The 20,379-nt window shown below is 70.7% G+C and carries 22 protein-coding genes; 1 reads left to right on the top strand and 21 read right to left on the bottom strand.

Translation table 11 applies throughout. From position 1 onward, the window contains the following. Position 1: 1 nt before the first annotated feature. The 4 genes from BLQ91_RS00590 to BLQ91_RS00575 all read right to left on the bottom strand — a co-directional run bounded on the left by BLQ91_RS00590 (position 2) and on the right by BLQ91_RS00575 (position 4,624). Positions 2-1,312 (bottom strand): MinD/ParA family ATP-binding protein, encoded by a 1,311-nt coding sequence (locus tag BLQ91_RS00590; protein ID WP_218130135.1) that lies wholly within the window; start codon positions 1,310-1,312, stop codon positions 2-4. 101 nt (positions 1,313-1,413) lie between these two features. Next, on the bottom strand, positions 1,414-2,331 hold the full coding sequence (gene ccsB, locus BLQ91_RS00585) for a c-type cytochrome biogenesis protein CcsB (protein WP_090094609.1): 918 nt from the start codon (positions 2,329-2,331) through the stop codon (positions 1,414-1,416). Continuing rightward, positions 2,331-3,806, bottom strand: a complete 1,476-nt coding sequence (gene resB / locus BLQ91_RS00580; RefSeq protein ID WP_090095889.1) for a cytochrome c biogenesis protein ResB — start codon at positions 3,804-3,806, stop codon at positions 2,331-2,333. Before resB ends, ccsB begins: the two co-directional genes overlap by 1 nt. Before the next feature lie 41 nt (positions 3,807-3,847). After that, positions 3,848-4,624: a cytochrome c biogenesis CcdA family protein gene (locus BLQ91_RS00575; protein WP_176959516.1), complete on the bottom strand. Its 777-nt coding sequence runs from the start codon at positions 4,622-4,624 to the stop codon at positions 3,848-3,850. A 130-nt stretch (positions 4,625-4,754) separates the two neighbouring features. Here BLQ91_RS00575 and BLQ91_RS00570 point away from each other — a divergent pair, with 130 nt between their 5' ends. Further along, positions 4,755-5,744, top strand: coding sequence for a M64 family metallopeptidase (locus tag BLQ91_RS00570; protein ID WP_090094608.1), 990 nt, complete (start codon positions 4,755-4,757; stop codon positions 5,742-5,744). A 237-nt stretch (positions 5,745-5,981) separates the two neighbouring features. Here BLQ91_RS00570 and BLQ91_RS00565 read toward each other — a convergent pair whose 3' ends face one another. The 17 genes from BLQ91_RS00565 to BLQ91_RS00485 form a co-directional block, all read right to left on the bottom strand. After that, a complete protein-coding gene (locus tag BLQ91_RS00565; protein WP_090094607.1) occupies positions 5,982-6,539 on the bottom strand; it encodes a TlpA family protein disulfide reductase in 558 nt (185 codons plus the stop codon). Then, complete coding sequence (locus BLQ91_RS00560; RefSeq protein ID WP_090094606.1) at positions 6,536-7,165, bottom strand: histidine phosphatase family protein; 630 nt, start codon at positions 7,163-7,165, stop codon at positions 6,536-6,538. Before BLQ91_RS00560 ends, BLQ91_RS00565 begins: the two co-directional genes overlap by 4 nt. Beyond that, positions 7,162-8,457: a glutamate-1-semialdehyde 2,1-aminomutase gene (gene hemL / locus BLQ91_RS00555; protein WP_090094605.1), complete on the bottom strand. Its 1,296-nt coding sequence runs from the start codon at positions 8,455-8,457 to the stop codon at positions 7,162-7,164. Before hemL ends, BLQ91_RS00560 begins: the two co-directional genes overlap by 4 nt. Positions 8,458-8,467: 10 nt before the next feature. Continuing rightward, on the bottom strand, positions 8,468-8,818 hold the full coding sequence (locus BLQ91_RS00550) for a hypothetical protein (RefSeq protein WP_143022471.1): 351 nt from the start codon (positions 8,816-8,818) through the stop codon (positions 8,468-8,470). Positions 8,819-8,823: 5 nt separating this feature from the next. After that, positions 8,824-9,243 (bottom strand): hypothetical protein, encoded by a 420-nt coding sequence (locus tag BLQ91_RS00545; RefSeq protein WP_090094603.1) that lies wholly within the window; start codon positions 9,241-9,243, stop codon positions 8,824-8,826. After that, a complete protein-coding gene (locus BLQ91_RS00540; protein ID WP_090094602.1) occupies positions 9,243-9,857 on the bottom strand; it encodes a hypothetical protein in 615 nt (204 codons plus the stop codon). Before BLQ91_RS00540 ends, BLQ91_RS00545 begins: the two co-directional genes overlap by 1 nt. Further along, a complete protein-coding gene (locus BLQ91_RS00535) occupies positions 9,854-10,255 on the bottom strand; it encodes a hypothetical protein (RefSeq protein ID WP_090094601.1) in 402 nt (133 codons plus the stop codon). Before BLQ91_RS00535 ends, BLQ91_RS00540 begins: the two co-directional genes overlap by 4 nt. Next, positions 10,252-10,695, bottom strand: coding sequence for a hypothetical protein (locus tag BLQ91_RS00530; protein ID WP_090094600.1), 444 nt, complete (start codon positions 10,693-10,695; stop codon positions 10,252-10,254). Before BLQ91_RS00530 ends, BLQ91_RS00535 begins: the two co-directional genes overlap by 4 nt. Before the next feature lie 9 nt (positions 10,696-10,704). Beyond that, positions 10,705-11,214, bottom strand: a complete 510-nt coding sequence (locus BLQ91_RS00525) for a hypothetical protein (protein WP_090094599.1) — start codon at positions 11,212-11,214, stop codon at positions 10,705-10,707. After that, positions 11,199-12,173, bottom strand: a complete 975-nt coding sequence (gene hemB, locus BLQ91_RS00520; protein WP_090094598.1) for a porphobilinogen synthase — start codon at positions 12,171-12,173, stop codon at positions 11,199-11,201. Before hemB ends, BLQ91_RS00525 begins: the two co-directional genes overlap by 16 nt. 78 nt (positions 12,174-12,251) lie before the next feature. Further along, positions 12,252-13,784 carry a bifunctional uroporphyrinogen-III C-methyltransferase/uroporphyrinogen-III synthase gene (locus tag BLQ91_RS00515; RefSeq protein ID WP_090094597.1) on the bottom strand — a complete coding sequence of 511 codons (1,533 nt, stop codon included), beginning with the start codon at positions 13,782-13,784 and terminating at the stop codon, positions 12,252-12,254. Positions 13,785-13,802: 18 nt separating this feature from the next. Continuing rightward, positions 13,803-14,738 carry a hydroxymethylbilane synthase gene (hemC, locus tag BLQ91_RS00510; protein ID WP_090094596.1) on the bottom strand — a complete coding sequence of 312 codons (936 nt, stop codon included), beginning with the start codon at positions 14,736-14,738 and terminating at the stop codon, positions 13,803-13,805. After that, the gene (locus tag BLQ91_RS00505) at positions 14,735-16,048 is read right to left on the bottom strand and encodes a glutamyl-tRNA reductase (protein WP_090094595.1); all 1,314 of its coding nucleotides are present in this window, start codon (positions 16,046-16,048) and stop codon (positions 14,735-14,737) included. Before BLQ91_RS00505 ends, hemC begins: the two co-directional genes overlap by 4 nt. 37 nt (positions 16,049-16,085) lie before the next feature. Beyond that, a complete protein-coding gene (locus BLQ91_RS00500) occupies positions 16,086-16,856 on the bottom strand; it encodes a redox-sensing transcriptional repressor Rex (RefSeq protein ID WP_176959515.1) in 771 nt (256 codons plus the stop codon). A gap of 167 nt (positions 16,857-17,023) precedes the next feature. Beyond that, positions 17,024-18,493, bottom strand: coding sequence for a molybdopterin-dependent oxidoreductase (locus BLQ91_RS00495; protein ID WP_090094593.1), 1,470 nt, complete (start codon positions 18,491-18,493; stop codon positions 17,024-17,026). A gap of 67 nt (positions 18,494-18,560) precedes the next feature. Continuing rightward, a complete protein-coding gene (locus BLQ91_RS00490; RefSeq protein ID WP_090094592.1) occupies positions 18,561-18,797 on the bottom strand; it encodes a glutaredoxin family protein in 237 nt (78 codons plus the stop codon). Between the two features lie 4 nt (positions 18,798-18,801). Then, positions 18,802-20,277 (bottom strand): AMP-binding protein, encoded by a 1,476-nt coding sequence (locus BLQ91_RS00485; RefSeq protein ID WP_090094591.1) that lies wholly within the window; start codon positions 20,275-20,277, stop codon positions 18,802-18,804. Positions 20,278-20,379: the final 102 nt, after the last annotated feature.

Raw genomic sequence — 20,379 nt, 5'->3', positions numbered from 1 at the left:
CTCAGGAGTGCGGGAAGTCGTCCGCGACCACCGCGGCGAGTTCCAGCAACGCGAGCCGGGTCTCCGGTGCGAGCTGGTCCAGCGCGATCTCGGCGCCCTCCTCGAGGTGGGCGTCGAACGGCAGGCGGACCACGGCACGGCACCGCTGCTGGAAGTGCGCGGCAAGCTTGTCGATGTCGACCTTGCCCGACTTCGGGCGCACCGAGTTGATCACGCACACGGACTTCGCGACCAGGTCGCGGTAGCCGTGCGCCTCCAGCCAGTCGAGTGTCGCGGCCGAGGTCTGCGCGCCGTCGACGGAGCCGGACGACACCAGGACCAGCGAGTCCGCCTCGTCCAGCACGCCCTTCATCGCCGAGTGCATCAGTCCGGTGCCGCAGTCGGTCAGCACGATGTTGTAGAAGTGCTCCAGCAACGCCACCGTGCGCCGGTAGTCCTCTTCGCTGAACGCCTCCGACACCGCCGGGTCCTGCTCGGACGCCAGCACCTCGAGGCGCGCGGGCGACTGCGAGGTGTACGCGCGCACGTCGCTGTACTTCGTGATCCGCGGTGCGTCGCGCAGAAGGTGGCGCACGGTCGCCGTGGTCTCCCGCGGGATCTTCAGCGCCAGCGTGCCGCGGTCGGGGTTCGCGTCGACGGCGATCACCCGGTCGCCGCGCAGCGACGAGAACGTCGAGCCCAGCGTCGTGGTCGTCGTGGTCTTGCCGACACCACCCTTGAGCGACAGCATCGCGATCTTGTAGCACCCGCGCAGCGGCTGGTTGATCCGTGCGATCAGCTCGCGGCGGCGCACGTCGGCAGGGCTCTCGCCGAGGTTGATGGCGCCACCGGTGACCGTGTGCAGGGTCTTGCGCCAGCCCGACGTCGGCGGGCGCTTCTCCTTCTTGATCAGCTGCTGCGACGACACTTCCTGCGCCTGCGAGCGGTACTGCTGCTGCGGGAAGTTGTTCGGGTACTGCGAGCCGGCGAACTGCCCGTACTGCGCCGTGTTCGGCCCCGTGCTGTGCGGGCCCGACGGGCCGCCACCGACCGGATGAGCACCCGACTGGCCGCCGCCCACCTGGTAGCTGCCCGACTGCGAACCGGGCACCGGGTACGAACCCGACGCGGCGCCGGGCACCTGGTAGGGACCGGAGGCACCGCCCGGCACCTGGTACGGGCCGGAGGGGTTGCCGCCCACGTGGTACGGGCCGGATTGGCCGCCGCTGACGTGCTGCGGGCCGGATTGCTGCGGGTCGAGGTAGGCCGCCGCCTGGGGGTCGACGTACTGCGGGCCGGAGCCCTGTTCCTCACCCGGTGGTTGCCATGTCACCGCTGTGGCCCTCCCTGAGCAAGGGGACCAGGACTTCCCCGACCCCCGGGTTGCGACGGTACGCAACCACCAGCGGTTCCATCGACGTGGGGGTTAACTCGTCAGAGACCGGCGTAGGAATGCAACCCGGTCGCGACCAAGTTGATGAAGAACAGGTTGAAGACGTTCACCGCGAAGCCCGCGACGTTGATCCAAGCGGCCCCGCGGCCACGCCAACCGGCCGTCGCACGCGCGTGCAGATACGCCGCGTAGACCACCCACGAGACGAACGCCACCGTCTCCTTGGGGTCCCAGCCCCAGAACCGGCCCCATGCCGCTTCCGCCCAGATCGCGCCGCAGATGATGCCCGCGGTGAACAGCGGGAAAGCGAGCACCGTCGTCCGGTACGACATGCGGTCGAGCACGTCGGCGGACGGGAGCTTCGGGAAGCGGTCGGTCCGGCGGTCCTTGAGCAGGTAGAGGATCGACGTGACGCCCGGGATCAGCAGGATGCCGGACGAGATCGAGATCACCGAGACGTGGATCACCAGCCAGTACGACCGCAGCGCGGGCTGGACCGGCGCCGACTCGGCGTAGAGGACGGTGCCGCCGAGGAACAGCAGGACCAGGATCGGGGGCAGCACGAACACGCCGAGCCGGCGGATCGAGAACTTGACCATCAGCACGATCCACGTCGCCACGGCCGCGAGGCACAGCAGCGACATGTACTCGTACATGTTGCCCCAGGGCGCGCGCCCGGCCGACAAACCGCGCATGACCAACGACCCGAGGTGCAGCAACGCGCCGAGAACCGTCATCGCGGCGCCCATGCGACCGATGCGTTCGGCCCTGGTCAGCTCACTCTTCGGCTCGTCGGTGAGGACGCTCGGCGCACCGGCTCCGACCAGCGCCTCGGACTTGCGCGGCGCACGGGAGAAAGCCTGCTCGACCGCGTAGAGCAGGACCGCGAACAGGTAGACGCCCAACGCGCTGCGGTACAGCCAGTCGCTGTAGGTCGCGAGTGTCTCGTTGACCGGCATCAGGACTTCTCCTCGTTCAAGACCGCGCGGGCGAGGCGCGTGAACTCCTCACCGTATCCTGCCTGGTCAGTACGGGCGAGCCCGCCGACCTCGACCAAAGTACGCCCGTCCTCCAAACGGGTCGCACGCACCCACACCCTGCGGCGCTTGACGGTCAGCGAGACCCCCAGGCCGAGGATGATCAGGATGGCGAACACCAGCACGTACCCCTGGGTCGGGTCGTGCGAGACCTGCAGCGACACCCAGTCGTTCACGGAGTCGAAGCGCACCTTGGTGCCGTCGTCGAGCGCGATCTCCTCGCCCAGCGCGAGGTTCTTGCGCGCGACCTTCTGCAACCGGCCCTGCTCGACCATCTTCCCGTCGATCGAGAAGATCGACTGGCCACGTCCGTCGTCCACCCCGAGATCACCGCGGTACACGTCGACGGCGACCATCGGGTTGTTCAGCGCCGGGTACTTCGAGGTCAGGATGCCGCCGTGCAGCAGCGGCGTCGGCGCCAGCAGCCCCGTCACCGCGATCTGGTTCTTGCGCCGCGTCTCGGAGTCCGTGATGCCCGGCGGGTCGAACTTCGTGGCGCCCTCGGAGGCCAGCGTGAGCTGGTCGGCCGGCAGCCACTGGATGCCCTGCGTCCGCTTCTCGCCGTTGGGGAACGTCACCGTGAACGTCGGCGTGTAGCCGTGGCCGAGCAGGTAGACGCGGTCGCCGTCGGTGCGCAGCGGGTGGTTGACCTGCAGCGTGTAGGGCTTCCAGGTGTTCGCGGCGAGGTCCTGGCCCGACTGGTAGCGGATGTCGGCCTGGAAGCCGACGGGCTGGCCGTTGTCGAGGTACTCCGCGGAGAACTCGCCGATCTCGACGCAGAACGGCGTGAGGTCCGTGCCGTCGACCCGCAGGCCCGGCCGGAACGAGTCGTAGTTGAAGATGCCGCCGTTGCAGAACTGGCCGCCGTCCGCCTGGACGATGACCTGGCCCTCGTAGCTGAACATCTTGCCCAGCGCGAACGACACCAGCAGGCCCAGCAGCGCGAAGTGGAAGACCAGGTTGCCGGTCTCGCGCAGGAACCCGCGTTCGGCGCTGACCGCGCCCTCGCCGGAGTCCATCCGCCAGCCGCGCAGGGCCTTCTCCGCGCGCTCGACGGCCTCGTCCGGCGTGATGTCGAGCTCGGCCTGCGCGTGGTGCGGCATGCGCGAGAGGTTGCGCGGTGTCAGCACCGGCTTCGAGCGCATCTGCTTGAAGTACTCCCACGTGCGGGGCAGCAGACACCCGACGAGGGAGGTGAACAGCAGCAGGTAGATCGCGGCGAACCACGGCGTCGCGTAGACCTCGAAGAACCCGAGCTTCAGGAGCAGCTCGCCCCACCAGCCCCTTTGAGCGACGTACTCGTCGACCTTGGCCGCGTTGAGCGACAACTGCGGCAGCAGCGCACCGGGCATCGCCGCGAGCGCGAGCAGGAACAGCAGCGTCAGCGCGGTCCTCATCGAGGTGAGGCCGCGCCACGTGTTGCGCAGGAAGGCGATCACTAGAGCGGCAACTCCACGACGTCGACGAACGAGTAGCGCAGCCACCCGACGAACTCACCCCAGAGCCCGGTGACCAGCGCGATCCCGACCAGGATCAGCAGCACACCGCCGAAGATCTGCACCTGCCGGGCGTGCGTGCGCAGCCACTTCGTGACCCCCAGCGCCCACCGGGCCCCGAGCGCGAGCACCACGAACGGCAACCCGAGCCCCAGGCAGTACGCGAGCACGAGCACGGCCCCGCGCACCGTCGACGACCCGACCTCGGTGCTGCGCGCCACGGCCATCACCCCGGCGAGCGTCGGCCCGACGCACGGCGTCCACCCGAGCGCGAACACGGCCCCGAGCAACGGCGCCCCGACCAGCCCGCTCCTGGGCTTCGCGTGGAACCGCACGTCCTTCTGCAGCGCCGGCACCAGCCCGATGAACACGAGCCCCATCAGGATCGTGACGACCCCACCGATGCGTTGGAACAGATCAGCGTTGAGCAGCAACGCGTCCGTGGCACCGAGGATCGTCATCGAGGCCAGCACGAAGACCACCGTGAACCCGCCCACGAACAACAGCGAGGCCCCGGCCACCCGCAACCGCCCGGCCTTCGCGGGCTCGTCGGCCTCGACCCGAGGCGCCTCGGCCCCGACCAGCCCGGCCAGGTACGCCAGGTAACCGGGCACGAGCGGCACCACGCACGGCGACGCGAACGAGATGAAGCCAGCGAGCAGAGCAACCCCGGTCGCCAGCAGCAACGGTCCGGAAATCGCCAGATCGGTGGGGTTCACACACCTCAGAGTAGGTAGTTGCCCAGATCACGCGACCACCGGTGTCGGTTTTGACCCGACACAAGGCTTGGGCCAAAAGTACCGACAATTGCAGCTTGTGGGTGACATCACGGTTGCTTAGCGTCAACACATGCATCGTTCGCGGCTGCTCCTCCCAGCGCTGACCGTTACCGCGCTGGCCCTGTTCGCGCAGGTACCGGCCGGTGGCGCCGCCCCGGCGATGGAATGGCGCGAGGTCTTCGGCGAAGACGGCTCGATCACGCAGGTCCGAACTCCGAAGGCACCGGCGGAGGAGTCAGCGGGCTTCCGAGCCCTCGCGACGGCGGAAGTCACGAAGGTCTTCGGCGACCGCGACTCGTCCGACGCCTTCGACCTGGTCTTCGTGGGCGACGGCTACACGGCCGACGACCTCGCCACCTACACGGCGAACGTGCAGAGCAAGTGGGACGAGCTCTCCGCGGTGGAACCCTTCACCACCTACAAGGCGTACTTCAACGTCTGGCAGGTCAACGTCGTCTCGAACGAGTCCGGCGTGGACCACGACCCGACCAGGGGCATCGCGAAGGACACCGCCCTCGACATGGGCTTCTGGTGCCAGGGCCGGGACGCCACCACAGAACGCCTCCTCTGCGTCAACGAGACCAAGGCCAAGGAGTACGCGGCCCTCGCCCCGCAGGCAGACCAGGTCATCGCACTCGGCAACACCGCGAAGTACGGCGGAGCAGGCGGCTCGGTGGCCACCGCCGCAGGCTCGAACGCCTCGGCGGGCCAGATCGCGATCCACGAACTGGGCCACTCGATCGGCGGCCTGGCCGACGAGTACGACTACCCCTACGCCACCTACACCGGCACCGAACCACGCGAGTTCAACGTGACGAAGGACCCGACCGGCGCCAAGTGGGGCGAGTACCTGGGCCAGCCCTCGCCGGACGGCGGCGTGATCGCCCCGGTCGAGGGTGCGAGGTACTACAAGAACGGCCTGTACCGCCCCACCGCGAACTCGATCATGCGAACCCTGGGCAAGCAGTTCAACTCGATCGGCCGCGACGCGATGGTCAAGGCGTTCAAGGCGAAGATCCCGTCGCTGAACGAGCCGGTGGCAGCACCCCCCGCGCCTTAGCCAGCCGGCCGCAGACGCGAGGCCGAAGCTCCAGCGCGAAGGCGAAGCCGAGCCGTTCTTGCTCTTGGCTTTCGCTGGCCCCCGCCACCACCCACCCAAGGACGCGACAGGCGAACGCAACCAGGCCGCGCACAACACCGAAGAAACGCCACAGCCAGCGGAAACGCTGGCTGACGCAGGCGTCCCCCCACTCTCAGGACCCCTCGCGACACAACCTGCTCAACGGGTCCGACAAGATCATTCCCGAGCCAACTCGTCCACAACGCTCTGCAAATCAGAAGCCAGAACAGGCACCAGGAAAACAGCAGCCACCCGATGCTCCTCGTCCACCACGAAGGTGGAAGGAACGGCATTGGCGGGCAATCCCCGGAACACGTTCACGAAGCTGCGAGAAGAAGCATCGTAGATGGACGGGTAGGTCAGCGACCGGTCCCGCATGAAGTCCCGGGGCTGGGCCTTCGACGTCTCCTTGACGTCGACCCCGAGCACCTGGGTCCCGGAGTCGAAGATCTTCTGCATTTCCGGCGCCTCGGTGCGGCAGGGTCCGCACCAGGCACCCCAGATGTTGATGACGACGGGTTTCCCGGCGAAGTCGGACAGCCGGACGGTCCGGCCGTCCTCCATCAGGGACTCCCCCTCGAGCCCCGTCAGCGGCTTCCGCTCACCGGCCGCGTACCGGAGCTCCACCTGCCCGCCGGGCGCCACGAGGTAGAACTCGCCGGCGCCGATCTGAGCGACGTCCTTGCCGGTGGCGCACCCCGCCAGCAGCAACAGCAGGACCAGGAGGCGCTTCATGCCCCGGTCATCCTGGGGTTGGTGGCCCCGACGGGCTCGGTGTAGGCGATCCGGACCAGCTGCTCGCCCTCGAAGACGAGCGAGGTCAGAGAAGCCAGCGAGCACTCGCGCCGGCGCGGGTCGTGCCACATCCGCTTGCCCTCCAGGAACCGGCGCACGGTCCAGATCGGCAGCTGGTGGGAGATGCACACGGCCTCATGCCCCTCAGCCAGCGACCGGGCCTTCTGCACGGCCCCCAGCATGCGGTGGGCGATCTCGATGTACGGCTCGCCCCACGACGGCCGGAACGGGTTCACGAGCTTCGGCCAGTGCTGGGGGGAACGCAGTGCACCGTCCCCCACGGCCACCTTCAGCCCCTCGAACTGGTTGTCGGCCTCGATCAGCCGCTCGTCCGTCGCGAGCTCCAGCCGGTGCGAGTCGGCGATGGGGGCGGCGGTCTGCTGTGCACGGTCCAAAGGCGACGCGACGACGTGCACGATGTCGTGGTCCGCCAGGTGTTCGGCGACGGTCAGCGCCTGCTTCTGGCCGCGCTCGGACAGCTTGAAGCCGGGGATGCGGCCGTAGAGGATGCCGGTCGGGTTGTGCACCTCGCCGTGGCGGAGCAGGTGGACGGTGGTGCGGCTCACTGGCGGGCCTCCTTGGCGGCGCGGGCCGCGTGCGGCAGTGCGTCGGCGATCACGGCGAACTCCTCTTCACCCATGGCGGCGTTCACGAACCACGCCTCGAAGGCCGAGGGCGGGGCGTAGACGCCTCGTTCGAGCAGGGCGTGGAAGAACGGCGGGAAGCGCCACGTCTCGCACGCCTGGGCGCCCGCGTAGTCCTTCACCTCCGCGGAACCGAAGAACACGCTCACCATGTTCCCGGCGAACTGCACGCGGTGCTCGACGCCCGCTTCGGTCAGCGAGGCGGTGAAGAGCGCGCCCAGGCGGGTCGCGTTGCGGTTCAGGGCCGCGTAGACGTCGTCGTCGGCCGCGCGCAGCGTGGCCAGGCCGGCGGCGACCGCCACGGGGTTCCCGGACAGCGTTCCGGCCTGGTAGACGGGGCCGGAGGGCGCCAGCCGCGCCATGACGTCCGCGCGGCCGCCGAACGCCGCCGCGGGCAGGCCGCCGGACATGACCTTGCCGAACGTGTAGAGGTCGCCGCGCACGCGCTCGAGGCCGTACCAGCCGGCGCGCGAGACGCGGAAGCCCGTCATGACCTCGTCCATGACGAGGAGCGCGCCGTCGGCGTCGCACAGGTCGCGCAGGCCCTGGTTGAAGTCGGCACCCGGCGCGACGGCGCCCATGTTGCCCGCCGCGGCCTCGGTGATGACGCAGGCGATCTCGCCGGGGTTCTCGGCGAACGCCGCCCGCACGGCCTCGATGTCGTTGTACGGCAGCACGATCGTGTCCTCGGCCTGCGCGCCCGTGACGCCCGGCGACGAGGGCAGCCCGAGCGTCGCGACGCCGGAGCCCGCCTGGGCGAGCAGCGCGTCGACGTGGCCGTGGTAGCAGCCGGCGAACTTGACGACCTTGCGGCGCTCGGTGAAGCCGCGGGCCAGGCGGATCGCGCTCATCGTGGCCTCGGTGCCCGAGTTGACCAGGCGGACCTGCCGGACCGGTTCGACGCGGTCGACGATCTCGGCCGCGAGGTCGATCTCCCCCTCGGTCGGCGTGCCGAACGACAGCCCGGAGGAGGCCGCCTTCTGCACCGCCTCGACCACGGCCGGGTGGGCGTGCCCGAGGATCATCGGGCCCCACGAGGCCACCAGGTCGACGTACCGGTTGCCGTCCGCGTCCCACAGGTGCGGGCCCTCGCCGCGCACCATGAAGCGCGGAGTGCCTCCGACGGAGTGGAACGCCCGCACCGGAGAGTTGACCCCGCCGGGGGTCAGCGTCGACGCGCGCTCGAACAGGGCCTGGGATCGACTCGCAGTCACGATCCCAGTCTCACATGTCGAAGTCGGCGGCTTTCTGCGGCCGGGTGCGCACGGCCAGCAGGCCCTGCCGCACGGCGTCGAGGGCGAGGACCACGGCCAGCGTCACCGCGGCGGCGGCGGTGCCCAGCCAGTTGCCGTACAGGCGCGTGGAGGTCAACGACGCGCCGCCGTCGCCCGGGTACTCGAGGCGCACGACACCGCGGTTCCAGCACCACACGGCGGCGACGACCAGCAGGACGATCGCGACGACCTCGCCGGCGGCGATGAGCCACCGCTTGGGCTGGTGCAGGCCCGGGCCGGCCGGCGGCGCCTCTTCGGGCTCCTCCACGACGGTCTCCGGCTCGGTCACGGCCTCTGTCACGCCGCTCACCTTCTCACGACCCGGCGCAGCGCCGCGAGGAAGGCTTCCGGATCACGCGCCCAGCCCAGCACCACCGCGCCGTCGCGCAGCCGCAGCGGTACGGCGGTCGTCCCCTTGGGCACCGACCACCCGCCGCCGAGCACCCGCGCACCGGCCGGCGCGCCCACGTCCGAGCAGGCCTCGATCATTGCGACCGGCATCTTCTCGCGCCCGAACTGGGCCTCCTCGGCCGTCAGCACGACGCTGCCGGTCTTCACCCGGCCGTAGACCCACAGCACCGCGCCGAGCGTCAGCCCGAGGCCCACGATGGTCCACAGGGCCACGGACGCCGGACCGGTGACGAGCTCGACGAGGTACCCGGCCACCGCGAACGCCGGCCCCCACAGCAACGGCCACCAGCTGCTGCCCGGCTCGCGGTAGAGCACTAGCGCACGTACCTGTTCGACGCGGGCAGGAACTGCAGCACGAGGGCGGCGACGGTCAGCCCCATCGTCACGATGGTCATCGTCACCGTCGGCTGCCACACCTCCCCGCCCACCGCGATGAACGTGATGGCCATCATCGACAGGACCCCGAGCACGGCGAGGATGGAGAGCAGGATCCGCGCCCAGTTCTGACCGTTGCGCAGCACGATGGCGAACGCGACGTACGGCGCGGCGGCGACGAGCATGGCGAAGCCGAACAACGCCGCCATCACCCGCAGCCCGAGCTCGCCGGCCTCGCGGTCCTCCTCGGAGAGCACCCTGTCGCCGTTGACGAAGAAGTCGGCGTTGGTGAGCAGCATCACCGGCAGCACGGCCACGGACAGCACGGCGCCCGCGATCCAGGTCCACGCCGCCGCGGTGATCGTGGCGGGCCTCGGCGGGGCCATCTCGTAGGGCTGCACCGGCGGCAGCGGCGCCATCGAGAAGCTCTCCTGCCCGACGTGGCTCACCTGGTACTGCCCGCCGGGCTGCGGGGTCACCGGGTAGGCGCCCGCCGGGTTCTGCCACTGGACGTCGTCGCCCGGGTTCGCCCACGGGTCGTGCGGTTGGGTCACTGCTCACGCACCTCCGCCAGCCACTGTGCCGTACGCGCCTGCCACGTGAAGACGATTGCGGCGCAGATGAGCAACAACGTGACCAGGTTGGACGCGCTGACGCCGAGGAACAGGATCCAGATCATGTGCAGGACCGCGATGAACGACAACACGATCCGCGGCCAGTTCTTGCGCTTGAGGAAGAGCCTCGTGAGCCACACGTAGGCGGCGACGAAGACCAGCGCGACGACCGACAACGTCGTGAGGAAGCTCGTGACCTGCCCGGACGTCCAGTTCGTCAGCCGCTGGACCTCACCGCGCTGGAACCACAGCCCCGCCGTGGTGAACACGACGAAGACCGCGTTCGCGAGCCAGAGGCCGACCGCGATGCGGACCGGCCGGGGAACGTCCTCCTTCACGCGGCCTGCTCGCGTTCGGTGAGGTGGTCGCTCGACTGCCGGAAGTAGAAGAGCACCAGTCCGGACACGGCGACCAGGGCGGTCACGACGCCGAGCACGTTCGTGATCATCTGGAAGAACAGCCCGATCAGCAGCGTGATCATCAGGCCGGTGCGGCTCTTCTTCAGCCCGGACCGCACCTTGCCCGCGAACCACACCGCGAGCCCGGCCAGCACGACCGTGACCACCAGCGAGACGACGACCACGACGGTCGTGCTCGAGACGAGCATGTCCCGCGTGATCTTCGGGTCCCTGTTCGCCCTGACGGCGGCGTCGACCAGCAGGTCGGTGTTGAAGGCCATGTACAACGCGGACAGCACGCCGAGGGCGGAGCCGGCGACGACGAGCCAGTAGCCCGCGGTGATCGCGCCGGGGGTGCCCGGTTCCTTCGGTGACTTCACGGTCGAAACCTAGGTGCGCGGGAAGGCGCTGTCCACCGCGGCACGTTCGCGGAAGTGGCCCGGCACCCGGTACATCAGCACGACCGCCGTTGTTTCGAGCACCGTGGTGACCACCGTGACGGCCAGGTCGAGCGGCCGCATCTCCACGCCCACGGACGCCGCGACCCCGCTGACCCACGCCACGAGCCGGAACAGTCCGAAAGCGACGGACGCGACGCCGAGGACCGTCAGCACGACCCTGGCCCAGTTGCGGCCGTGCGCCATCCTGGTGGCCAGTCGCGTGTACGCGAACAGGAACGCGGCCGCAATGACGAGTCCGAAGAGGACACTGCGGTCGACGGCGGCGTCGACCTGGTCCTGGCCCAGCGCGGGGTTCTGGCGGCGTGCTTCGGCGACGAGGGTCTCGCGGTCGAAGAGCTCCACGACGAACCGCGTCATGCCGACGCACGCGCCGGCGATCCACAGCCAGCGCGCGACGTCGACCAGCTTCGGGACGGGGCTGTCTACCGGTCCAGCCACCGGGCGGCTTCCACGGCCCAGTAGGTGAGCACGATGTCCGCACCGGCGCGGCGGATGGACGTGAGCGTCTCCAGGATCGAGCGCTCCCGGTCGATCCAGCCGTGGGCGGCGGCGGCCTCGATCATCGCGTACTCACCGGAGATCTGGTACGCCGCAACGGGAACGTCCGAGACCTCGGCGACCGCGCGCAGCACGTCCAGGTACAGCAGGGCGGGCTTGACCATGACCATGTCCGCGCCCTCGGCGAGGTCCAGCTGCACCTCGCGGATCGCCTCGCGGGCGTTCGCGGGGTCCTGCTGGTAGGTCTTGCGGTCGCCCGCGAGCTGCGACTCGACGGCGTCGCGGAACGGGCCGTAGAACGCCGAGGCGTACTTCACCGCGTACGCGAGGATGCCGGTGCCGGTGAAGCCCGCGGCGTCCAGGGCGTTGCGGATGAAGGCGGTCTGGCCGTCCATCATGCCGCTGGGGCCGACGACGTGGGCGCCGGCGCGTGCCTGGGCCACGGCCAGCTCGCCGTAGGCCTGCAGGGTGGCGTCGTTGTCGACGGTGCCGTCGGCGGCGAGCACGCCGCAGTGGCCGTGGTCGGTGAACTCGTCCAGGCAGCAGTCCGACATGAGGACGGTGCTGTCGCCCAGCTCCGCGCGCAGGTCGTTCAGCGCGACGTTGAGGACGCCGTCCGGGTCGGTGCCGGCGGACCCGACGGCGTCGCGCTCGGCAGGGACGCCGAACAGCATGATGCCGCCGACGCCCGCCTGCACGGCCTCGACCGCGGCCTTGCGCAGCGAGTCGCGCGTGTGCTGCAGAACACCCGGCATGCTGCTGATCGCGGCCGGCTCCGCCAGGCCTTCCTTGACGAACATCGGCAGCACGAGCTGACGGGGGCGCACCTCGGTCTCGGACACCAGGCGGCGCATGGCGGGCGTCGTGCGCAGACGCCTCGGCCGGTGAAGTGGGTACATCGGGAGACTCCCTGACTTCGAGAGAGTCGAAGGGGCCACCCAAAGGATCTTGAGTGGCCCCGACGGCTTCAGTGTGTTCTAGCTCCTGCGCAGGCGCTTGGTCTTGCGCGGCGGAGGCAGCGCTCCCTCGGCGCGCAACCGGGCGGCGTGGGCGGCCAGCGCGTCGACCAGCGCGGGCACGTTCGCCTCCTCGGGCTGCACGTCGACCCGGAGGCCGAACTCCCGCGCCGTCTCGGCGGTCTGCGGGCCGATGCACGCGACGAGCGTGCGGGCGTGCGGCTTGCCCGCGATGCCGACCAGGTTCCGCACGGTCGACGACGAGGTGAAGCACACCGCGTCGAAGCCCCCGGACTTGATCATCTCGCGGGTGTCGGCGGGCGGCGGGGCCGCACGCACGGTGCGGTACGCCGTCACGTCGTCGATCTCCCAGCCACGCTCGCGCAGGCCCGCGGCCAGCGTCTCGGTGGCGATGTCGGCCCGCGGCAGCAGCACGCGGTCGACCGGGTCCAGGATGTCGTCGTAGGGCGGGAAGTCGTTCAACAAGCCCTCGGACGACTGCTCACCGGACGGCACGAGCTCGGGGATGATGCCGAACGAGCGCACCTTCGCGGCCGTGGCCTCGCCGACGCAGGCGATCTTCACGCCGGAGAACGCGCGGGCGTCCAGGCCGAACTCGCGGAACTTCTCCCACACGGCGCGCACGGCGTTGGTCGAGGTGAAGACGACCCACTGGTAGCGGCCGTCGACGAGACCCTTGACCGAGCGCTCCATCTGCGCGGGGCTGCGGGGCGGCTCGACGGAGATCGTCGGCACCTCGACGGCGATCGCGCCGTGCGAGTGCAGGCGCTCGCTCATCGCGCCGGCCTGCTCCTTGGTCCTCGGGACCAGCACCCGCCAGCCGTACAGCGCCCGCGACTCCCACCAGGAGAGCTTCGAGCGCGCGGCGGCGGCAGCGCCGACCGTGACGACCAGCGGGCCGCCCATCTCACCGGCGTCGGCCGCGACGGCGGCCAGCGTGGTGTCGACGGTGCGCTGCTGGAAGCCGGTGCCCTCGGCGGTCACGGCGACCGGGGTCTGCGGCGCGAGGCCGTTCTCGACCAGGTTCGACGCGGCCTCGGCGAGGTGCGAGCCGGTCGCGTGCAGCACGAGCGTGCCGGGCGAGGCCGCGAGGCCCGCCCAGTCCGTCACCGCGCGCACGTCGACCTCGGTGTGCACACCACCGAGCGCGACGCCCGCGTACGCCGGGACCGCAGTGCCCGAGGGCACGCCGGGAACGACGTCGAACGGGATCGTCGACTTCGCGACGGCCTGCGCCTCCTTGACGACCGAGTCGAGCGTCAGCGGGTCACCCGCGACGAGGCGGACGACCGTGGCGCCGTTCTTCGCCTCGTTCACCAGGTCCTTGGCCACGTCGGCGGACTCGCCGACAGCGGGGCGGACCTCGACTCCCTCGGCCACGGTCGCGAGGACGTCCGCGGGGACGTCCGGGTCGGTGACCACGAGTTCAGCCCTGGTGAGCAAGTCGTGGGCCCGGACCGTGAGCAGCCCGGTGTCGCCGGGGCCGGAGCCCACGAAGGCGATGCGTCCGGGGGTCTTGCGTGCGCGGGTCATCAGGGCACTCCCCATCGATTACGCCTCTGGACCGCTGAGAACCGCGGCCCCGAGGTCGAGCAACTCGGCGGCCAGCGCCCGGCCGAGTCCCTCAGCTTCGGTCAAGTCACCGGTGGCGGACGCGCGGAGGAGATCGTTCTCCGGCGTCGCTGCGACCCCGCGCAGGGAAAGTCGGTACACGACCTTGCCCTCGTCGTCGAGGTCTTCCACCACATCGGCCAGCGCGCCGACCGGCGCGCTGCAGCCCGCCTCGAGCGCGGCCAGCATGGCGCGCTCGGCGGTCACAGCGGCCCGGCTGGCCGAATCGTCCAAAGTGGACTGGATCAGGTGCTCGGCGTCGACGTCGTCGACCCGGCACTCGACTGCCAACGCGCCCTGTGCGGGCGCGGGAAGCATCTGGATGGGCTCCAGCGTCTCGGTGATCTCGTCGACGCGGCCCAGGCGCGCGATGCCGGCACGGGCCAGCACCACGGCGTCGAGCTCTCCGCTGCGGACCTTGCCGATGCGCGTGTCCACGTTGCCGCGCAACGGGAGGATGTTCAGCCCGAGGCCCAACGCCTCCAGCTGGGCGGCGCGGCGCGGGGAACCCGTGCCCACGGTGGACCCCGGCGGCAGCTCACCGAGCGTGAGGCCGTCGCGCGCCACGAGGGCGTCGCGCGGGTCCTCGCGCTGGGGTACGGCCGCGAGCACGAGACGGGGGTCCGGCGCGGTCGGGAGGTCCTTGTAGGAGTGGACGGCGATGTCGATCTCACCGTTCGCGAGCGCGTCGCGGAGAGCCGACGTGAAGACACCGATGCCGATCTGCGCGATCGGCGCGTCGGAGAGGTCGCCCGGCGTCTTGACGACGACGATCTCGACCTGGGCGCCGGCGGCCCTGAGTGCCTCGGCGACGGTACCCGTCTGCGCCAGCGCCAGGGCGCTGCCTCGGGTACCCATCCGTAGGGTGCGGGTCACCGCGTTTCACCATCCACAGAAGACTTGGTCTGACTGACAACCCCAGGCGTCTGGGGGTCGAGCCCGAAGAGCTCGCGGAGAGCCTCCGCGTAGCCGGTGCCACCAGGGGCGGAGGCGAGCTCCTTCACCCTGACGGTCGGCGTGTGCAGGAGCTTGTCTACAACGCGGCGCACCGTCTTGGCCAATTCACCGCGTGTCGCGGCGTCCAGTTCGGGGAGTCGCGAGTCGAGGCGGAGCAGCTCGGCGTCGACCACCTCGGCCGCCCGCTTGCGCAGAGCCGTGACGGTCGGCGTGACCTCGGCGGAGCGCTGCCCCGCGAGGTAGGCCTTCACCTCGTCGGCGACCAGCCGGGCCGCCAGGCGGGCGTCCTGGCCGGCAGGGGCGTCGGAGAGGCGCCGCTGCAGCGTTTCCAGGTCCACCACACGAACGTTCGGCAGCTCGGCGGCGGCCGGGTCGACGTCCTTGGGCAGGCCCAGGTCGCACACGACCAGCGGTCGCGAGCGCTTGCCGATCATGTCGGCGCGGACGGTCGTGCCGACCGAGCCGGTGCACGCGAAGACGATGTCCGCGAGGTCGATCTCGACGGGCAGCGCGGTGAGGTCGACGGCCGTCGAGGGCACGCCCTCGGCCTTGAGCGACGTGGCGAGACGCACACCGTTGGCCTGCGTCCGGTTCGCGATGACGACCTCGCCGATGCCCGCGCGGCGCAGGTGCGCGGCGGCGAGCCCGCCCATGGCGCCGGCGCCGACGAGCAGCGCCCGCTTGCCGACGAGGGTGCCCAGCTCGGTCTCGGCGTCGGCGAGGGCCTCGGACACGACCGACGCGCCCGCGTGGTCGATGCCGGTCTCGGCGTGCACGCGCTTGCCGACGCGCAGGGCGTTCTGGGTGAGCTCGTGGACGGTCCTGCCGACGGTGCCCGCCTCGTCCGCCGCCGCGTACGCGCCGCGCAGCTGGCCGAGGATCTGGGACTCGCCGACGACCATCGAGTCGAGGCCGGCCGCGACGGAGAACAGGTGCTCGACGGCAGCGGCGGCGTAGTGCACGTAGAAGTGCTCGTAGAGCGCCTGGGGCTCGATCTGGGCGTGCTGCGCGAGGACGTCGACGACCTCGGACATGCCGCCGTGGAACGACTCGACGACGGCGTAGACCTCGACCCTGTTGCAGGTCGACACGACCATCGCCTCGGAGACGCTCGGGGCGGCGAGGAGCTGGCCGAGGACCTTGGGCAGGTCCGGCTCTGCCACGGTGACGCGTTCCAGGACCGGGACGGGGGCGGTGCGGTGCGAAAGCCCGACTGCTAGCACGCTCATGCACTCACCACGTCTGCCGGAGCCGTCTGGCTCACGCTCACGGGCGAATCACCATCCCGTCCACACCGAGTCCGTTGTTGCCTGCCGGGCCGATCCCTGCTGAGACGCTGGCAGCCTCGTCCGCACGTCGAGCGACGTGGAACGACAGGATCTGCATCTCGACCGCCAAGTCAACCTTGCGCACCTCGACGTTGTCTGGAACCTGGAGGACAACTGGTGCGAAGTTCAGAATGCACTGCACGCCCGCAGATACCAAACGGTCGCAAACCGACTGAGCGGCGGGCGGCGGCGTCGCGATGACGCCGATCGACACCTCGCGCTCGAGGCAGACGGCGGTGATGTCGTCGATGTGGTTGACGGGGATGCCCCCAACAGGGATTCCGACGAGATCGGCGTCCACGTCGAAGAGAGCGGTGACCGGGAAGCCCCGGCCGGGGAACCCGCCGTAGTTCGCGAGAGCGTGACCAAGGTTACCGATGCCGACGACGGCCACCGAGTGGTTCCTGGTGAGGCCGAGGATGCGCTCGATGTGGCTCACGAGGACCTCGACGTCGTACCCGACGCCCCTCGTGCCGTAGCTGCCGATGTAGCTCAGGTCCTTGCGGAGCTTCGCCGCGTTGACGCCCGCGGCCTGGCTCAGCTCCTCGCTGGAGACCGCCGTGACGCCCTGGTCGGCCATGCCGGACAGCACGCGGAGGTACACGGCGAGCCGGGCCACGGCCGCCTCGGGGATCGCACGAGCGCGCTCCCTGTCGGCAGGCTCCGCAGGGGTGGTGGTCGTCTCACCTTCGCCCCGCTGTGATGCCACGCTCTCCGACCTCCGGGTGTGCTCCACCGCAGGGATCCGCGGCGTTGGTGATGTGCACACCGTACCGCTTGTGAACGGATGCACAAAGTCGATGATCGGCGCCGAGGGCCCCGGTCACAGGGCGTGACCAGCACTTCCGTCGTCCACGATCACCACGGGGTGAGCGCCTACTCGACGGTGAAGGTGACCGAGTGCCATCCCGTCGCACCGTCGGGAACGGGGTCGAGGCGCGCCTGGTCCTGGGTGAGCCCGGACTTGTCGGTGGCCCGGCACTCGGCCGTGTGGCTGCCCGGCCGCAGGTCCAGCTCGACGCGCCACATCCGCCAGGTGGTGTCGCTGACGTCGGCGCCGAGCTGCGCCTCCCGCCACGGCCCGCCGTCGATCCTGACCTCGACCTTCGCCACTCCCCTGGGCTGGGCCCAGGCCGTGCCGGCGATGACCGTCCTGCCCCTCACCTCGCCGTTGCGCGCGGGCCGGTCGATGCGGGAGGACGCCTTGATCGGCGCCCGCGTCGCCCAGCCGCGCGGGATCCAGTAGCCCTGGTCCTGGGCGAACGTCGTGACCTTGAGGTCGGTGACCCACTTCGTGGCGGAGACGTAGCCGTAGAGGCCCGGCACGACGAGCCGCGCCGGGAAGCCGTGCTCGGCGGGCAGCGGCTGACCGTTCATGCCGATCGCGATCAGCCCGTGCTCCAGGACGTGGTCGAGCGGGCTGCCGGCCGTGAAGCCGTCGTCGCTGGTGCTGAACAGCTGGTCGGCGCCGGCCTTCACCCCGGCCTCGCGCAGCACGTCGCCGATCCGGACGCCGACGAAGTTCGCCGTGGAGATGTACGGGCCGCCCACCTCGTTGGAGACGCAGGTCAGCGTGACGGTCTCCTCGACGAGGTCCCTGCTCCGGATCTCCTCGAACGTGAGCACCATCGGCCGCTCGACCATCCCGTGCACCCGCAGCGCCCACTCCTCGGCCCGGATCCGGGGCACGCTCAGCGCGGTGTCGATCCGGTAGAAGTCCTCGCTGCTCGTGATGAAGCTCGGCGTGCCGTCCCGCACGAAGTCGGCGCCGACCGGGATCTCGGGCGCCTTGACCTCCGGCGTGAGGTCGCCGACGGCCCGCCTGCTGCCCTCGACGTCGGTCCGGCTGCCGAAGACCTGCCCCACGACCCCCGCGGTGACCGCGAGCCCCGCCGTGATCAGGAAGTCGCGCCTGCTCGCGCTCTCCCGCGCCTCCTTGTGCAGGTGGCGGAACACGTAGACGCCGGCGGCCGTGCCGGCGACCGGTGCCAGGACGGCGAGCGCGCCGACGTCGGGCCTCGTGGCGACCGCGACCACCCCGACGAACCCGAGCAGGACGGCCACCAGCGATCCCGACGCGGGGCTGTTCCTGCTGGCCAGCCCGGCCCCGGCCCCGATGCCGGCCAGGACGACCGCCATGCCGGTGAGCAGCACCAGCTTGTCCGCCGTGCCGAACGTGCTGACGGCGAAGTCCTTCAACCACGACGGCGTGAGGTCGATGAACGCGTTGCCCACCGCCAGGTAGGGCGAGGCGCTCAGGCCCACGAACGCCGCCACCAGGTGCCCGGCCGCGAGCGCGGCGAGGAGGGCGAGCAGTCCGGTCAGGGCGGCCTTGGCGGGCTTCATACCGTCAATTCGACACCCAGCGGGCCCTGGTTCGCGTGAGCCGTAAGGGCTCGGTAACCACCCGGACTCAGGCGAGGGCCGCCCGCAGGCGGTCCTCCTCCACCTCCCAGTACCCGTGCTCGGCGCCGTCCACGAGGAACACCGGCACCCGGTCGCCGTACTCGGCCCGCAGCTCCGGGTCGGAGTCGACGTCCTCGACGGACCAGGTGGCGCCCGTGTCGGCGCAGATCCGCTCGATCTCGGCCGCCGCCTCCTCGCAGGCGTGGCACGACACCCGGCTCATCAACGTCACGTGGTGGGTCATGCCCTCATGCTCCCAGGGGCCTGCGGAGCGCGGCGCGGGCCAGCTTGCCGGTCGGCGAGTGCGGCAGGGCCGGGGCGAACTCGACCTTCGTCGGCACCTTGAACTTGGCGAGCCGCGCGGCGCAGTGGGCCACGACGTCGTCCGGCGCCAGCTCCTGGCCGTCGCGCAGCACGAGCACGACCTTCACGGACTCGCCGGTCTTCTCGTCCGGCACGCCGACGGCCGCGGCCTCCTGGACCTGCGCCATCTCGCAGAGGACCCGCTCGACCTCGTGCGGGTAGACGTTGAAGCCGTTGACGATGATCAGGTCGCCGGCGCGGTCGACCAGGTGCAGGTCGCCGTCGGCGTCGATGAAGCCGACGTCGCCCGTGCGGAACCAGCCGGAGGAGTCCGGGCCGTGCGCGCCGTCGGGCCAGTAGCCGCTGAAGAGGTTGTCGCCCTTCGCGGACACCAGGCCCGTGCCGGGCTCGTCCTCGTCGATGTCGAGCACCGAGCCGTCCGTGTCGACCAGCCGGATCTCGACGCCCGGCAGCGCCCGGCCCACCGAGCCCGGCTTCGGCACGCCGCCGACCAGCGTCGACGTGAGCACGGGACCGGTCTCGGTCAGGCCGTAGCCCTCGTAGACCGGGATGCCGATCACGCCGCGCATCTCGGCGATGACACTCGCGGGCAGCGGTGCCGCGCCGGAGGTGAACAGGCGGACGGTCGCGAGCTTCTCCCGCAGCACCTCGACCGGGTGCGCGAGCAGCGCCCGGTACATGGGCGGCACGCCGACCATCGTCGTGACGCGGTGCTCCTCGATGACGTCCAGCGCGGTGGACGGCTCGAAGCGCTCCAGCAGGACCGCCGTCGCGCCGGCGCCCGCCACCTGCAGCAGGCCGGGGCCGAGGCCGTAGACGTGGAACAACGGCAGCGCGAGCAGCACCCTGTCGCCCGCCGTGACGGGGGCGGGGCGCAGGGAGGCGCACTGCGAGACGTTCGCCAGCAGCGCCCGGTGCGACAGCATCGCGCCGCGCGGCACGCCGGACGTGCCCGAGGTGTAGCCGAGCACCGCCAGGTCCTCGCCGCCGCCGACGGCCTCGAACGGCTCCGCGGTGGCCGTGACGTCCGGGAGGTCGAGGACGTGCGCGCCGGAACCCTCCCCGTCGCCGACCAGTAACCGGGCGCCCGAGTCGGCGAGGATCCGCTGGAGCTCGCGCGGTGGGTTGCCGGGGCCGGTGGGCACCACGACGCCGCCCGCGCGCAGAACCCCGAACACCGCGACCACGAACTTGGGGCCCGTGGGGAGCCGTACCGCCACACGATCGCCCGGTTGGAGTCCTGAATCAGCCAGATGGCGGGCGAAAGCATCGGTCGCGGAGTCGATGGTTTCCCACGTGAGGCTCTTTCCGCTCGCGACGTCGACCAGTGCGACGTGGTTGGGTCCCCGCTGTGCCGAGGCACGGACCAGATCTGAGAGATTGCGAGCGGAAGTCACCACGGCCTCCTCATGAACAACTGAACGCTTGGGGCAGTGTTCCACGCGTGACGGGCGTCATGAAGCCGCGGTTCGTGCGTCTCCCCACCGCCACCCCGTCCGCTA

Origin of the sequence: Lentzea jiangxiensis, assembly GCF_900104175.1 — a bacterium.
Taxonomy (GTDB): domain Bacteria; phylum Actinomycetota; class Actinomycetes; order Mycobacteriales; family Pseudonocardiaceae; genus Lentzea; species Lentzea jiangxiensis.
This window is presented reverse-complemented; position numbering and strand designations above follow the sequence as displayed.

Coding starts and splice junctions, on each gene's coding strand:
- ccsB (WP_090094609.1), bottom strand. CDS start 2,331: ATGCCGGTCAACGAGACACTCGCGACCTACAGCGACTGGCTGTACCGC.
- resB (WP_090095889.1), bottom strand. CDS start 3,806: ATGAGGACCGCGCTGACGCTGCTGTTCCTGCTCGCGCTCGCGGCGATG.
- BLQ91_RS00570 (WP_090094608.1), top strand. CDS start 4,755: ATGCATCGTTCGCGGCTGCTCCTCCCAGCGCTGACCGTTACCGCGCTG.
- BLQ91_RS00565 (WP_090094607.1), bottom strand. CDS start 6,539: ATGAAGCGCCTCCTGGTCCTGCTGTTGCTGCTGGCGGGGTGCGCCACC.
- hemB (WP_090094598.1), bottom strand. CDS start 12,173: ATGTACCCACTTCACCGGCCGAGGCGTCTGCGCACGACGCCCGCCATG.
- BLQ91_RS00515 (WP_090094597.1), bottom strand. CDS start 13,784: ATGACCCGCGCACGCAAGACCCCCGGACGCATCGCCTTCGTGGGCTCC.
- BLQ91_RS00505 (WP_090094595.1), bottom strand. CDS start 16,048: ATGAGCGTGCTAGCAGTCGGGCTTTCGCACCGCACCGCCCCCGTCCCG.
- BLQ91_RS00495 (WP_090094593.1), bottom strand. CDS start 18,493: ATGAAGCCCGCCAAGGCCGCCCTGACCGGACTGCTCGCCCTCCTCGCC.
- BLQ91_RS00490 (WP_090094592.1), bottom strand. CDS start 18,797: ATGACCCACCACGTGACGTTGATGAGCCGGGTGTCGTGCCACGCCTGC.